Annotated in this window: 17 protein-coding genes; 10 read left to right on the top strand and 7 right to left on the bottom strand. The window is 36.5% G+C overall.

The annotated features are described in order from the left end of the window. Nucleotides 1-41 precede the first annotated feature (41 nt). Nucleotides 42-533, bottom strand: a complete 492-nt coding sequence (locus tag AB8P06_RS01640; RefSeq protein WP_369836998.1) for an acyl-CoA thioesterase — start codon at nt 531-533, stop codon at nt 42-44. Nucleotides 534-643: 110 nt separating this feature from the next. Between AB8P06_RS01640 and AB8P06_RS01635 the strand changes: the two genes are divergently transcribed. From AB8P06_RS01635 to AB8P06_RS01620, 4 genes are all read left to right on the top strand, one after another. Beyond that, a complete protein-coding gene (locus tag AB8P06_RS01635; RefSeq protein ID WP_369836996.1) occupies nt 644-1,846 on the top strand; it encodes a BaiN/RdsA family NAD(P)/FAD-dependent oxidoreductase in 1,203 nt (400 codons plus the stop codon). 130 nt (nt 1,847-1,976) lie between these two features. Beyond that, on the top strand, nt 1,977-2,615 hold the full coding sequence (locus AB8P06_RS01630; protein ID WP_369836993.1) for a DUF2306 domain-containing protein: 639 nt from the start codon (nt 1,977-1,979) through the stop codon (nt 2,613-2,615). Next, complete coding sequence (locus tag AB8P06_RS01625) at nt 2,612-3,532, top strand: YARHG domain-containing protein (RefSeq protein WP_369836990.1); 921 nt, start codon at nt 2,612-2,614, stop codon at nt 3,530-3,532. The genes AB8P06_RS01630 and AB8P06_RS01625 overlap by 4 nt, the downstream gene beginning before the upstream one ends. Before the next feature lie 10 nt (nt 3,533-3,542). Beyond that, the gene (locus AB8P06_RS01620) at nt 3,543-3,959 is read left to right on the top strand and encodes an energy transducer TonB (RefSeq protein WP_369836988.1); all 417 of its coding nucleotides are present in this window, start codon (nt 3,543-3,545) and stop codon (nt 3,957-3,959) included. Here AB8P06_RS01620 and AB8P06_RS01615 read toward each other — a convergent pair. The 3 genes from AB8P06_RS01615 to AB8P06_RS01605 all read right to left on the bottom strand — a co-directional run bounded on the left by AB8P06_RS01615 (nt 3,946) and on the right by AB8P06_RS01605 (nt 5,627). Beyond that, the gene (locus AB8P06_RS01615) at nt 3,946-4,341 is read right to left on the bottom strand and encodes a ribosomal maturation YjgA family protein (protein WP_369836985.1); all 396 of its coding nucleotides are present in this window, start codon (nt 4,339-4,341) and stop codon (nt 3,946-3,948) included. The genes AB8P06_RS01620 and AB8P06_RS01615 overlap by 14 nt on opposite strands. A 134-nt stretch (nt 4,342-4,475) precedes the next feature. Further along, on the bottom strand, nt 4,476-5,129 hold the full coding sequence (locus AB8P06_RS01610; protein ID WP_369836983.1) for a thioredoxin family protein: 654 nt from the start codon (nt 5,127-5,129) through the stop codon (nt 4,476-4,478). Nucleotides 5,130-5,144: 15 nt separating this feature from the next. Further along, nucleotides 5,145-5,627: a thioredoxin domain-containing protein gene (locus tag AB8P06_RS01605; protein WP_369836980.1), complete on the bottom strand. Its 483-nt coding sequence runs from the start codon at nt 5,625-5,627 to the stop codon at nt 5,145-5,147. A gap of 138 nt (nt 5,628-5,765) precedes the next feature. On the opposite strand from AB8P06_RS01605, the gene AB8P06_RS01600 reads away from it, so the two are divergent. Next, nucleotides 5,766-5,930, top strand: a complete 165-nt coding sequence (locus AB8P06_RS01600) for a bacteriocin (RefSeq protein ID WP_369836977.1) — start codon at nt 5,766-5,768, stop codon at nt 5,928-5,930. Between the two features lie 57 nt (nt 5,931-5,987). Here AB8P06_RS01600 and mutS read toward each other — a convergent pair whose 3' ends face one another. Next, the gene (gene mutS / locus AB8P06_RS01595) at nt 5,988-8,573 is read right to left on the bottom strand and encodes a DNA mismatch repair protein MutS (protein ID WP_369836975.1); all 2,586 of its coding nucleotides are present in this window, start codon (nt 8,571-8,573) and stop codon (nt 5,988-5,990) included. 126 nt (nt 8,574-8,699) lie between these two features. On the opposite strand from mutS, the gene AB8P06_RS01590 reads away from it, so the two are divergent. Then, nucleotides 8,700-9,230: a GNAT family N-acetyltransferase gene (locus AB8P06_RS01590; RefSeq protein WP_369836972.1), complete on the top strand. Its 531-nt coding sequence runs from the start codon at nt 8,700-8,702 to the stop codon at nt 9,228-9,230. A 4-nt stretch (nt 9,231-9,234) separates the two neighbouring features. Here the strand turns inward: AB8P06_RS01590 and AB8P06_RS01585 are convergent, their stop codons facing one another. Then, nucleotides 9,235-10,113 carry a cupin-like domain-containing protein gene (locus tag AB8P06_RS01585; protein WP_369836970.1) on the bottom strand — a complete coding sequence of 293 codons (879 nt, stop codon included), beginning with the start codon at nt 10,111-10,113 and terminating at the stop codon, nt 9,235-9,237. Between the two features lie 248 nt (nt 10,114-10,361). Between AB8P06_RS01585 and AB8P06_RS01580 the strand changes: the two genes are divergently transcribed. Next, entirely contained in the window at nt 10,362-11,243 is an 882-nt protein-coding gene (locus AB8P06_RS01580; RefSeq protein WP_369836967.1) for a bestrophin family protein, read from the top strand. Nucleotides 11,244-11,255: 12 nt separating this feature from the next. Here AB8P06_RS01580 and AB8P06_RS01575 read toward each other — a convergent pair whose 3' ends face one another. After that, nucleotides 11,256-11,855, bottom strand: coding sequence for a hypothetical protein (locus AB8P06_RS01575; RefSeq protein ID WP_369836965.1), 600 nt, complete (start codon nt 11,853-11,855; stop codon nt 11,256-11,258). A 56-nt stretch (nt 11,856-11,911) separates the two neighbouring features. Here AB8P06_RS01575 and AB8P06_RS01570 point away from each other — a divergent pair, with 56 nt between their 5' ends. The 3 genes from AB8P06_RS01570 to AB8P06_RS01560 all read left to right on the top strand — a co-directional run bounded on the left by AB8P06_RS01570 (nt 11,912) and on the right by AB8P06_RS01560 (nt 13,903). Beyond that, entirely contained in the window at nt 11,912-12,532 is a 621-nt protein-coding gene (locus AB8P06_RS01570) for a toxin-antitoxin system YwqK family antitoxin (protein ID WP_369836962.1), read from the top strand. A 4-nt stretch (nt 12,533-12,536) separates the two neighbouring features. Beyond that, nucleotides 12,537-13,067, top strand: coding sequence for an RNA methyltransferase (locus AB8P06_RS01565; protein WP_369836959.1), 531 nt, complete (start codon nt 12,537-12,539; stop codon nt 13,065-13,067). 185 nt (nt 13,068-13,252) lie between these two features. Next, the gene (locus AB8P06_RS01560) at nt 13,253-13,903 is read left to right on the top strand and encodes a CBS domain-containing protein (RefSeq protein ID WP_369836956.1); all 651 of its coding nucleotides are present in this window, start codon (nt 13,253-13,255) and stop codon (nt 13,901-13,903) included. The last annotated feature ends 1 nt before the right edge of the window (nt 13,904 follow it).

Genomic DNA, 13,904 nt, shown 5'->3' with positions numbered 1-13,904 from the left:
TGCATTCATGACTGACACACTCTAAATAATGAACTTTTAAACTATTTAAATTCTTCCGGATCAATATTTTGCGGATGGAAAGGGAACTTCTTAAAATGTTCTCTCGTTAAGACCTCCGTATCTGCCGTTTTGTATTTATTCATCGCTTCTACTACATCATCAGGCGGAGTTGTCATTTTTCGCAGCATCATATCAATCCAAACCCCTGTTGCTTCGGAAGTCGCACAGTGTACCCCATCCGGCGTATAAAATTTGTGTAAGAAACGGTAAATAGAAGAGTCTTCTGAACATCCGTCTATTTCCACACTTACAATCACTGTCTGGTCCGCATAAATTTCTTTGAAAAAAGAATATCGCTCATGCAGGATTACGGGCCCGATTCCCCATCGGCTCAGCTGGGTTACCCCCATTTTTTCTTTTGTCATAAAAGCCATTCTGGCCTGTGCACAGTATTGTACATAGGATGAATTGGCTAAATGTTTGTTGGCATCAAGATCGCTCCAACGCACTTCGAATGTATGGTAGAATATCATTTAAAAATCGTTTTTAGGATAATAAAATTATATTCTTCAAAAATACTCAAATAAGATGGTTTATAAAAATTGTACTTTTGGAAAAATAATCTTCAGCATAGGATTAAAAAATGAAACAAATTATCATAATCGGGGGTGGTGCAGCCGGATTTTTCTGTGCATCAAACCTTGACGAAACTCAATATAAAATTACCATCCTTGAGCAAAATTCGGATGTGCTTCAGAAAGTGAAAGTCTCCGGAGGCGGGCGCTGCAATGTCACTCATGCCTGTTTTGACCCAAGAGAACTGGTGCAGTTTTATCCCCGTGGAAATAAAGAATTACTAAGTGTTTTCACCAAATTCCAACCCGGAGACACCATGGACTGGTTTGACCAACGAAAAGTCTCGCTGAAAATAGAGGATGATAACAGAATCTTCCCTGAAAGCAATTCTTCTCAAACGATTATCAAGACATTCCTTAACGAGATTCAGCAGAAGAATATTGAGGTCAAGACAAAATGCTCTGTAAAAGAAATTGAGAAAACAGGTGAGAAATATGTAGTCAGAACCAGTTTAGGCGATTTTGAAGCTGATTTTGTGATTTATACAACCGGAAGTTCTCCGAAATCACTGAAGATTATTGAAAATTTAGGACATACCATTGTTGATCTGGTTCCATCGCTTTTCACGTTTAATATCAAAGATGAATTATTGAAAGACCTGGCAGGAACGAGTTTTGAAAATGCAGAGATTTCCATTCCTTCATTAAAGACTGAAGAAAGCGGGCCATTGCTGATTACGCATTGGGGCCTTTCCGGGCCTGCAGTTCTGAAAATATCGGCGTGGGAAGCCATAAGCCTGGCAAAGCTGAAATATAATGTTGAAATTGAAGTAAATTTTATTTCAAAACCCATTCAGGATGCGGAAGAATCTTTTCAAAATTTTAAACAGACTAATCCGAAAAAAACGATCGGACAATCTAAAATCTTTGATATCACCAATCGTTTCTGGCAGAAGATCTTAGAGGTTTCAAAGGTTGATCTCAATAAACAGGTTGCGAATATTTCTGGAAAAGAAATGCAGAATATTCTTGAAAACTTATGCAAAAAGAAGCTTCGGGTAAATGGAAAATCGACGTTTAAAGATGAGTTTGTAACCGCCGGAGGGGTAGATTTAAAAGAAATCAATTTTAAAAATATGTCTTCTAAAATTTTGCCTAACTTTTATGTTGCCGGAGAGGTTTTGAATATTGATGCGGTAACCGGTGGCTTTAACTTCCAGGCTTGCTGGAGTGAGGCATGGCTGATTGCACAGGATCTGAATTTGAAATAACTTAAGTATCCTTTTGCTGGTTTAGATTCTTCCTTCGTCAGAATGACAATTTAAGCGTTAAACTATGAATATCTGAAAAAAGAGAACAAAGTTTTTTTAACTTTATTTTTCTTAATAAAAAGCAGAAATAATGCTCTTAGTCAGAAAAAATTATTCAACCCTCCTTAAAATCCTTTTAATTACAGGGTTTGGGTATTTCTTTTGGCTGATGCTGCAGATAACTTTAGAATATGTTCCGTTAAAAACCGATGTAAGCTTTTTAATGATCAAGCAAACGGAGGTAGAGCACCGGACGGAATATCTTTATTTCTTCTACACCCATGTGTATACAAGTATTTTTGTTTTGCTTTCCGGCTTTCTGGCTATTCTAAGGAAAGATTTCGGTATTAAAAATTTTCACAGAACCTCTGGAAAGGTTTATATTTTTCTATTGCTGATCTTTTCGGCTCCATCGGGAATTTATATGGGAATTTTTGCCAATGGCGGGATCTTTTCAAAAATTTCTTTTGTTATTTTAGGCTGTTTGTGGTGGTTGACGACTTTTAAAGCATATCAACTTGCCCTGCAGAAAAATTTTAAACAGCATAAGCAATGGATGTGGCGCAGCTTTGCTTTAACATTATCTGCTGTAACCCTGAGAATGTGGAAGGTTATTATTATATATTTATTCCACCCCAATCCGATGGATGTCTACCAAATCATTGCATGGCTGGGATGGATTCCGAATATTTTATTAATTGAATATTTAATCACCAAAAAACATATATGAAAATTTTAAATTACACTCTTATTTCTTTATTAACAGTTTCTCTGATAAGCTGTAAAAAAGACGGAAAAATTACAGATTCAACCAAGGATTCCCTGACTGTAAAAAAAGATTCTACCGTGGCTCCTGAAATCTATAAAGAATATTACGGGATTTATACCGGAGATTTTGCAGGAATGGAAAAGATGACAGATGATGAAGACGGCTCTGAGTATGATTCTAATGTTCTGAAAAGGATTTCTTTAAAAATTAACAGGATTACAAAAGACAGTGTTTACGGACAAAGCATTGTGAATGGAAACCAGCGCCCTTTCCGTGGTGTCTTTAATGAAAGTTCAAAATCTTTCGTTCTGGATGAGCCCGGAAATGATAAAACCGACGGCAGGTTTGAAGTGAAGCTCAACAATGACAGCCTGAGTGGTAAATGGACGGCTTTTAATACATCTGCCGTAAAAGCACCCAGCAAAACAGTAAAATTATCTAAAAAGGAATTTGTTTATAACCCTAATTTCATGCTGGATCAGAATTCGGATCTGGTAGACTGGAGCAATCCTAAAGATTTTGTCGAAAAATATACGGATGAAGAAACGGGAAAAACAGAAAGTTATACGACTTCCAAAAACAGGGTTGCTTCGGAAGCTATTTTCAAATTGAATGCATCGAAACAGAAACTTACGGAAAAAGATCTTAAGAATTTAAGAAAACTCGATATGGAGATCATTAAGAATTCAGTTTTTGCAAGACACGGCTATTCTTTCAAAAAGGAGACTTACAGAAACTTTTTTGAACAAACAGACTGGTACATTCCGGTTTCGAATAATGTAGATCAGGATCTTTCCCCAATGGAAAAAGAGAATGTGGCTTTACTGAACCGCTTTATTAAATACGCTGAGGATAAGTATGACAGTTTTGGAAGATAAACTCCTGATAATGAAGAAACGTTTTTTCTTAATTCTGTTTCTGTTTTGCACCATTACTATTTCAGCTCAGAAGGACTCAACTGTTGTTCCGGGCTCGAAACCGTTGCCGGATGTAGTGTCTTCTCCTTCAAAAGTTGCAGAGTTTCCCGGTGGACATCGGGCGTTTGTAAGAGAAATTTTAGCGAATTTCCGGACAGCACCAGTGGTAAAAGCTGATATTGTGAAAGCAAAAGCCGTTGCTACTTTTGTTATTGATACAGAAGGAAATATGACAGATATCAAAATAGAATCCTATCAGCATCAGATGGTGAGAGATGAATTTCTGAAAGCATTGAAAATGATCAAAACCCAATGGATTCCTGCTGAAGAAAACGGTAAAAAAGTGAGAAGCATCATGCGGCAGCCTCTGATCTTTAATCTGCAGTAATTTCTTTTTTTGAATCGTTAAGTTTCACCCAAAGATAAAGCAGTAAACATCCTGTCACGTAACACAGGATATCAATCCAGGAAAAAGAATTTCCAATCATAATATACATCAGGCTTCCTTTCCGAAAGCCTAATTTTTCCGCAACATTAAAGTACTGGCACAATTCTATCAGGCAGGAAAAAATAAGGATGCCAAAAATAAGTTTTTGATTATTAACAATTAAAAAGCTTTTAACGAAAGTATAAAGAAGCATAACGACGATCACATCGCCAAGATAAGCTCTTACAAAGAATATGTCTTTCAGTTTTGTCGCTATTAAGACTTCAATAAAGAAGATGATAACAGTTAGCAAAAAGTAAGTGATATTAAATTTTAATTTCATGTTTTATGTTTTTGACTAAGCACAGCTTTATATGATTGTCCACAGATACAGATTTACATTTAAGCCATCTTTTTCCTTCTGGGGATAAAAAAATCGGTATTCAAAAGAACACCGATTAATTATTTACAAAGATATTATTTCTTTACTTTGACCGTACATCCGATGGCTACTGTTTTTGTCATTTTTACAGGTTCTCCTTTTATTAATGCATTTACGGCGTCCTGTGCATAATATTCTGAAACATCGTTCGGATTTTCATAATTGTTATCGATAGCCCCAATATATTTCACAATGTTTTTACCGTTTTCTTTCTGTAAAATAAATACATGCGGCGTTTTTGTCGCTCCATACTGAGGATAGATTTTCTGGCCCTCATCTACCAGATACGGAAAGGTAAAACCTTTCTGTTTGGCTCTGTCGATCATTTGTTTGTATCCGTCTTCCGGCTGTGCAGTAGGATCATTCGGGTTGATGGCAATGACAGGATATCCCTGATCTTTATATTTTTTATCCAGCTCAATAATTCTGTCTTCATATTTTTTAGCATAAGGACAATGGTTGCAGGTGAAGATCACAATAAATCCTTTAGCACTTTTAAAATCGCTTAATGAAACCATTTTCCCATCGACATTCTTTAATTTAAAATCTGTGGCTTCATCTCCTACCTCATAACCTTTGGAAGAGGAAATGTTTTGTTTCTGTCCGTCTTTATCATGATTTACCGTGGTGAAGCTTACTGCACCCAATCCAACGATAAAAGCTATTATTAAAATTTTAAAGTTTTTCATATTATTTTTTGATTATTACAGGTTTTTACTGATTGTATTTTCCAGTTCTTCTTTGCTCATTTCACCATCATTAAAATGCACTTTTGTTCCGTTTTTATAGAAGATCGTTACCGGAATATTCCCGTCCCAGTTTTTTTCAAACCTTGGGATCCAGGTGTTCATCCTTTTAATGTCATCCAATAAAATAATCTCGGCAGTAAGGTTTTTATTTTTGATAAATTTAAGCACTCTTTCTTTATCAACCATCCTGTCGAGTGAAACCAGAATCATTTTAAATTTTGGATTTCCTGCATATTGATTATTCACTTCCATAAAATGAGGAAGCTCTTTTACACACGGGGCACAGGTGGTTGCCCAGAAATTTACCACAAGAAGCTTATCATTTTCCTGCTGAATGCGTTTTTCCAGCGCTTCATATTTTATCGGAGAAATTGTTGTCTGTCCTTTGAAAGCCGTAAACCCGATTATCAGGAATAAAATATTAATTAAATTCTTCATACCTAAAATTAAGAAATGCTTTTCTTTCCTATGAATATCAATATGTTAAACTTTGTTAAGGATTTTAAATTTCAATCTGTTTTTTTCACATTCATTTGAAATAAAATGTAAATTCGCTTACAACTAAATCAAATTATCATGAAAAAATCAAACGTTCAAAAAAGAAAGCTTACAAAAAAAGAACTGAAAGAAATCAGTGGCGGATTCAGACCTATTTGCCCTAGAGTAATAAGCTGTATTGACAGGAATACCGGCCAGGAATTGAGTGGTGTTCCTGGTGTTCAGGATGAATACTGCTGTTAGTAAAAGGATCGGGCTCAGCTAAAGCTGAACCCGATCCTTTTACTTTTTATTCAAAATCTAGCCTCCAATCATTTTCTTGATCGAATTCAACTTCATTAAAGCTTCAATAGGTGTCAAAGTATTGATATCAATTTTCGTCAGTTCTTCGCGGATATTTTCCAACACAGGATCATCCAGCTGGAAAAAAGAGAGCTGCATATTTTCATCGGTAACTCTTTTGATGTTGTCCGAAGAATTGCTCTGTGTACGGCTTGCTTCAAGCGTTTTAAGGATTTCGTTGGCTCTGTTGACCACTTTTGCCGGCATTCCGGCCAGTTTTGCAACGTGAATCCCGAAGCTGTGTTCGCTTCCTCCCGGGATCAACTTTCTCAGGAAAATGATATTTCCTTTATTTTCCTGAATGGAAACGTGGAAGTTTTTCACCCTTTCAAAATTCACGGTCATTTCATTCAGCTCGTGATAATGGGTGGCAAATAACGTCTTTGCCTGCGTCTGATGCTGGTGAAGATATTCTGCAATGGCCCATGCAATGGAAACCCCGTCATAGGTGGAAGTTCCACGACCGATTTCATCCAGTAAGATCAGGCTTCGTTCTGAAATATTATTCAGAATATTGGCGGCTTCATTCATTTCAACCATGAATGTTGATTCTCCTGCGGAAATATTATCCGTAGCTCCCACCCTTGTAAAAATCTTATCCAGAATCCCGATCTCAGCATGTTTTGCAGGAACAAAACTTCCGATCTGAGCCAGAAGACAGACAATAGCCGTCTGACGGAGAATGGCAGATTTACCGGCCATGTTCGGTCCGGTTACCATAATAATCTGTTGGGAATCTTTATCTAAGAAAATGTCGTTCGGAATATATTTTTCTCCCAGCGGAAGGGCATTTTCAATAATCGGGTGTCTTGCTTCTTTTAAATCAATAGAAAAACTTTCGTTTAAAACAGGTTTTGTATAGCTTTCGGAAACAGCTAATTCAGACAATCCCACCGCAACATCCAGCTGGGCAATAATATTTGAATTTTCCTGAATCTGGTCTATATAAACCATTGTTTCTGAACATACGTTTCTGTAAAGTTCACTTTCTAAAACCCCGATTTTCTCTTCGGCTCCCAGAATCTGATTTTCATATTCTTTTAACTCTTCGGTAATATAACGTTCTGCATTTACAAGCGTCTGCTTTCTCAACCAGTCGCCCGGAACTTTATCTTTATGGGTATTCCGGACTTCAATAAAGTATCCGAATACATTGTTAAAATCAATTTTAAGGCTTGAAATTCCTGTTCTTTCAATCTCTCTCTGGCACATTTCATCTAAGAAACCACGACCTTTGCTTTGAAGCCCTCTTAACCTGTCCAGCTCTTCTGAAATTCCTTCTTTAATGACATTTCCTTTTGCAATATTTACCGGAAGCTCTTCATTAAGATGGTTTTGCAGGCATTTGATCAGCTCCTCCAGGTCATACAGCGGCTCAATCCATGCCAGAACATCAGCAAACGGATGTAATAAAGCTTTAATTTTATAAATATTAATCAGACTCTGACGAAGGTATCCCAGTTCTTTCGGTGATATTTTTTCGGCGGCCAGTTTTCCCATTAACCGATCCAGATCGGAAATGGATTTTAAAAGTTGGGAAATTTCATATTTCAGGCTGTCATTTTCGTTCAGAAAATCAATCAAAGACAGTCTTCTTCCGATTTCATCCACTGATTTTAACGGCAGAATGATTCTTCGTCTCAGCAGTCTTCCGCCCATTGGGGTGGATGTTCTGTCAATAATATCCAGTAAAGATTTTCCCTGTGGGTTGCTTGGATAGACAATTTCAAGATTTCGTAATGTAAAATTATCCATCATCAGGAAATCTTCCTGCGGAATCACCTTGATCTTAGTAATATGGGCAAGGAGATTGTGATGGGTATCTTCCACCAGGTAAGCAAAAATAGCTCCTGCAGCCGTAATGGCCAACTGATGGTTTTCAATCCCGAATCCTTTTAAAGAATTGGTTTTAAACTGATTGGTCAGTTTTTCATAAGCAAAATTGTACTGATAGGCCCAGTCTTCTAATTTGAAGGCGTTTTTATTTTTAAGCTGTTCAGGAATCTGAACACTTCTCTGATAAATAATTTCACTCGGATCAAAGGTATTGACAATATGTAAAAGCTTGTCTAAATTCCCTTCACTTACTAAAAATTCGCCTGTAGAAATATCCACCAATGCGATTCCGTATTTTTCTTTTTCCTTATGGAGGGAAAGCAGGAAGTTATTTTTTTTGGAATTTAAAACCTGATCATTGAATGTAACACCGGGAGTAACCAATTCGGTCACCCCTCTTTTTACAATACCCTTTACCATTTTAGGATCTTCCAGCTGATCACAGATGGCTACACGAAGTCCGGCTCTCACCAATTTCGGGAGATAAGAATCTACGGAATGATGCGGGAATCCGGCTAATTCTATATGACCGTCTCCATTGGCTCTTTTGGTTAAAACAATTCCCAATACCTGGGAAGCCCTGATCGCATCCTGTCCGAAAGTTTCATAAAAATCTCCTACTCTGAATAATAAAAGGGCATCAGGGTATTTTGCCTTGATGGTATTATATTGAGTCATTAATGGAGTTTCCTTCTTCGTCTTTGCCATAATAAAAAATGAACGCCAAATTTAAAAAAATAAATTCAGGGTTAAGAATTTGTTTCACAATTAATCTTTTCAAAAAAAAGCATTGACTCTTTGTGAGTTTTATCGTATTTTAGTTAAAAATGAACCATGCTTTTCCCCGTCTTAGAAACTGAAAGACTTTCCTTACGCCAGCTTACCCAAAACGATGCTGAAGATCTGTTTGAATATTTTTCACTTGATGAAGTGATGGAATATTATGACCTTGAAACATTTACCCGATTACAAGATGCTGAAAACCTGATCAATCATTTCAATACGCAATTTGAAAACAAAAAAGGATTTCGATGGGCTATTGAGCTGAAATCTGAAAAGAAAGTAATCGGCACCTGTGGCTATCACAACTGGTTTCACGAGCATTTTAAAGCTGAATTAGGATATGAGCTCCATCCTGAATTCTGGAGGCAGTCTTATATGAAAGAAGCTATGCTTCCAATTTTAACATTCGGTTTTGAAACGATGCATCTTCACCGCATAGAAGCTTTTATTGATCCCGCTAATATCTCCTCTGAAAAGCTCCTGCTATCATCAGGGTTTCAGGAAGAAGGCATGATGCGCGATTTTTTCTTTGAAAAGGGAAGATTCGTTGATGCAAAAATTTTTGGCCTTATCAGCGAATAAATCTTTAATTATTTATTTTCAAATGCTTTTCCAGAGCTTGTGTACTTTTTTTATACGCCCACTTCTGCTTATAATCCACCCATTTTGCTTTAAACACTTTGCGCAGGATTTTGTCTGTATATCTCATAATGAAAACATGATACAGCATATTCGCAAAAACATTCGGTTTATTCGGTAGCGCACGAAGTGACATTGAAAATCCGGGCTCAAGATACCGGTTGAAATGCCAGAATGCTCCGGGAATGAAGAGGGCGTCACCATGCTCCATGAAAATCTCATAGCCTTTTGCATATTGTAAAGCCGGAAATTTTTCATAATCCGGGTTTTCATAATCTACATCATAAATGGTATGAACGGATAACGGAACTTTATATAAAAATTCAGACTGCTTCTGGTCAAACAATAATATTCTCTTTTTCCCTTCAAAATGGATATGAAGAAAATCTCCCAGATCCACATCATAATGCATGAGTACGTGCGCTTCGCTTCCCCCGAAAAATAAAGTGGGCAGCCTTTTGAAAAATTTAATCCCCAGATCCGGGTATGTGAAGTTCTTCAGTAGTTCCGGAAGCCGGTCGGTAATGATATAAAAGAAAATACGCAGGTCTGAAGGCTTGCTTTTTATGGTATCAATATAATCCTTCATTTTCATATGGGTTACCGGTGCATCTGAACTTTTAGCGGCATTAGCGGGTTTGTTATCATATAAGGGCACCTCCTGCTCGCCTGCTTTTTCACGGATATAATTAAGATTCCATTGATCAAAAGCTTCCCAGCGGCTGGCGAAATTTTTGATCAGCAGCGGTTTCTTTTTTCTGAAATAATTTTTCTGAAAATCTTCTTTACTGATATCATTTACAACATCTACGTTTTGGAGGATCATTTTGTTTTTGATTTAATGCGAAATAAAAATAGTGCTTTTTTGAGTTTTATAAAAATTTTGAGGCCATTTTTGGATATTCGGCATTAACCACAGATACTACAAGCCTGCACAGATGCTTGAGTTTTTTTTAATTGCTCTATCTGTGAGAGTTTAAAAACAGACCGTTTCAATTATTATATCGATTAAAATTTAGTTTGGGAAAGTAACATAAAAACAAAAATTTTATCTTTGTAAGACTAACCCAACTTATGAGAGTCTACAATACCAAACACTTCCTGAAAATCCTTTTCAGCCTGCATAAAAGCGACACTTTAAAAATACTTTTCCCAAGTATGATTCTTATAGGCTTATATTCCTGGGGCATTCAATATCTGGAGGTAGAATATCTTCATCTTACTACAAAATCGGGGATAAGCAATGTAGGGATGATTCATTCTTTATTAGGCTTTGTGCTTTCATTATTGCTGGTTTTCCGGACGAATACGGCTTATGACAGATGGTGGGAAGGCAGAAAGCTATGGGGAAAACTGGTCAATGACACCCGGAATTTTGCTATAAAAATCAATACCATTCTTGACGGTGATCAGCAAAATGCAGAGCAGATAGCAAGGTATTTAAAGTTTTACCCGCACTTTTTGGCGAAACATCTTTCTAAAGAGTCTACAAGGCTGGCTTTGGATGAGGATTATTCGGAAATAGAAAACTCTTTGAAGCATCACGGACCAAGCGAAATTATCATTCTTTTAACTTATAAGCTTAACCAATTGAAAAAGGAAGGAAAAATTTCTGATGTTGAAATGCTATATTTAGATACTCAGCTTTCGGGTTTTCTGGACGTCTGCGGTGGATGCGAGAGAATCAAAAACACACCGATTCCTTATTCCTATTCATCATTTATCAAGAAATTTATTATCCTGTATGTTTTCGCTTTGCCTATTGCTTATGTCATCAACATCGGGCTTTTTATGGTTCCTTTAACTGTTTTCGTTTACTATGTTTTGATGAGCCTGGAACTTATTGCAGAGGAAATTGAAGATCCTTTCAATAATGATGAAAATGATATTCCCATGGAAGCTCTTGCGCAGAATATTGAAAAAAGCGTTCATCAGATCATGGGAATCAAAAAATAAAAAATCAACCTTTTACAGATTGATTTCTTTTAATTCGCCGTCCTGTTTTATTTCTACAAACTTACTTTCCCTGTTGGCAGCTGAATAACCGTAGAAAAATGTCTGGTATATCGGTGTGGAATATAAATAACCTCCATAAGCATTATATGCATCCGACTGCCCGGTCTGTTGCTGATAACTTGCAGTTGCCGTAAAGTTTACAATTGTTTCAAGATAATATTTTCCGGGCTTTAATTTTTCAAACTTAAATCTTCCGTGATCATCCGTTAAAGCTTCAATTCTGTATTTAAAGGCTTCTTCAGACATATACACCGTCGTTTTTTTATTTTCATACTTCCTTCTCATGTTGTAAAACTCTTCAAAATAAGGAGTTACCGGAAACAACATGACTACCGTTCCTTTTGGAGCGTAGTGCTTTCCTCCAATCAACGGTTTAATTCCCCAGTTATTTTTTTGTTTTGTGGATGCAACCCCTTCAATGGTGGAATTTCCGAAACCAATCATCTGCTGGGCCAGCTTTTTATCAAAGAAAGCCTGTGGATAATATGTATTCTGAGCTTTTGAAAAGACAAAAGCCGACATGACCGTCATAAAAATGAATAATTTTTTCATAGCATATATTTTAGCCCAAATATAACTATTTTACTATTTTTGAAATAAAAATATCTATGAAATACATTTTTCTGCTGTTGCTTTCCGCATCGTCGTTAGCCATAGCACAAAAGCCGTGTGGCTTTAAAGACGGTCTGCAGGAAGGAAACTGTAAGCAGTTTTATGAAAACGGCCAGGTAAAAGAAGTTGCTGACTGGAAAAAAGGAAAACTGGACGGAGATGCCATTTTTTATTATGAAAACGGAAAAATACAGGCTAAAGGGGAATATAAAAAAGACTATAAGGTAAAAGAATGGTCTTATTATGATAAAAACGGGGTGCTGACTTCCAAAGAAGTTTTCAGAAACGGTGAAAAAAATGTGTATGATAACAGCTCCACGGCAACGTTCTTTTCTCCGGCAGGAGTCATCATTGAAATATCCAATTATAAAATGGGAAAACTTAATGGTGAAAGCAGGCTTTTTTATGAAAACGGAAAGTCAGTAAAACAAGTCGGGAATTACGAAAACGGTATTGCTACCGGAAAATGGAAGGCACTTTACCCGTCAGGAAAAATTCAGCGGGAAACGGAATTCGTTAATGATAAATGGAACGGAAACAGGATTCATTACCGTGAAGACGGAAGTGTAGAAAAAACTGAGGTTTACAGAGACGGAAAATTAATTTCAACAAAATAAGACATTGGTACACAAATTAAAACTGGAAGAACTTAACAGAATTGATGTAGAAACATTCAAAAAAGTTGAGAAAATTCCATTGATTATCATTTTAGATAATATCAGGAGCATGCATAATGTAGGGGCAACGTTCAGGACGGCAGATGCTTTTCTGATTGAAAAAATAATTCTTTGCGGAATTACGCCGCAGCCGCCACACCGTGAAATTCATAAGGCAGCACTGGGTGCTACGGAAAGCGTTGACTGGACTCATGAAAAAGACATCAACACCACCATTAGTGATCTTAAAAGTCAGGGATTTGAAATCGTAGGAATTGAACAGACTTCCAACAGTACGATGATTACTGATTTCAGCATCGACAAATCAAAAAAATACGCTTTAATACTGGGAAACGAAGTGGAAGGAATCAGCGACGAGGCCCTGGAAAACATTGATGTATTCCTGGAAATTCCTCAACTGGGAACCAAGCATTCTTTAAACGTAAGTGTGTGTGGTGGAATCGTGATGTGGGAGTTTGCAAAAGCCCTAAAATAAAAAAACTGCATGTGTCTAAAAGACAGTGCAGTTTGAAATAAATCTAATAAAAAGTAAAAATGAAAGGCGACAAAGATACTTTTTTTTTCTTCACAAACAAATTTTAAAATCAGTTTTTTCATTTTCGCTAAAAAAAATTTCGGTTTTCAGAAAAAGTTTCGTTTAATTTTTTATAAATTAGCACAATGTTTATCAAGGACTATATCTCAAAGGATTTCCCATGTTTTAGCCTGACTGACTCAATAGAATCAGCGAGAAGCACATTAGAAGATTTTGGATATACCCATATTTTCATTAAAAAATCCCATCACTTTTACGGAGCCATTGCTAAAGACTTTCTTTACGAACAGGAAGGAAACCTAAAAGACCTTGAGCATCAGATCGAGCGTTTTGCCATTCTTGAAGATCATAATATCATGGATAGCATCCGTTTGTTTTATACCTTCAATGCCAATGTGATTCCGGTGATCAATAAAAATGAAAAATATGTGGGATATATAGGCTATGAAGATGTTTTTCAGGTTTTATCCCGCTATCCTTTATTTTCCGAATCGGGTGCTATTCTTACGATAGAAACTCCGGCAAGAAAATATTCAATGACGGAAATAGCCAATATCATTGAGAGCAATAATTCGAAATTTTATGGGGGATTCATCAGCTTTATGTCTGATGACGTCATTCAGGTAACCATAAAAATCAGCAATGAAAATCTGGCGTCGATTGATTCTACTTTCGACCGTTATGATTATAGAATTGTTGAAAAATACTATTCTGATGAGAAATCAGACCTGTTTAAAGACAGGTTTGGGTTTTTCCAAAAATTTATTGAAATATAAG

The sequence above is a fragment of the Chryseobacterium tongliaonense genome, from assembly GCF_041224435.1.
In the GTDB taxonomy this organism is placed as follows: Bacteria; Bacteroidota; Bacteroidia; order Flavobacteriales; family Weeksellaceae; genus Chryseobacterium; species Chryseobacterium tongliaoense.
This window is presented reverse-complemented; position numbering and strand designations above follow the sequence as displayed.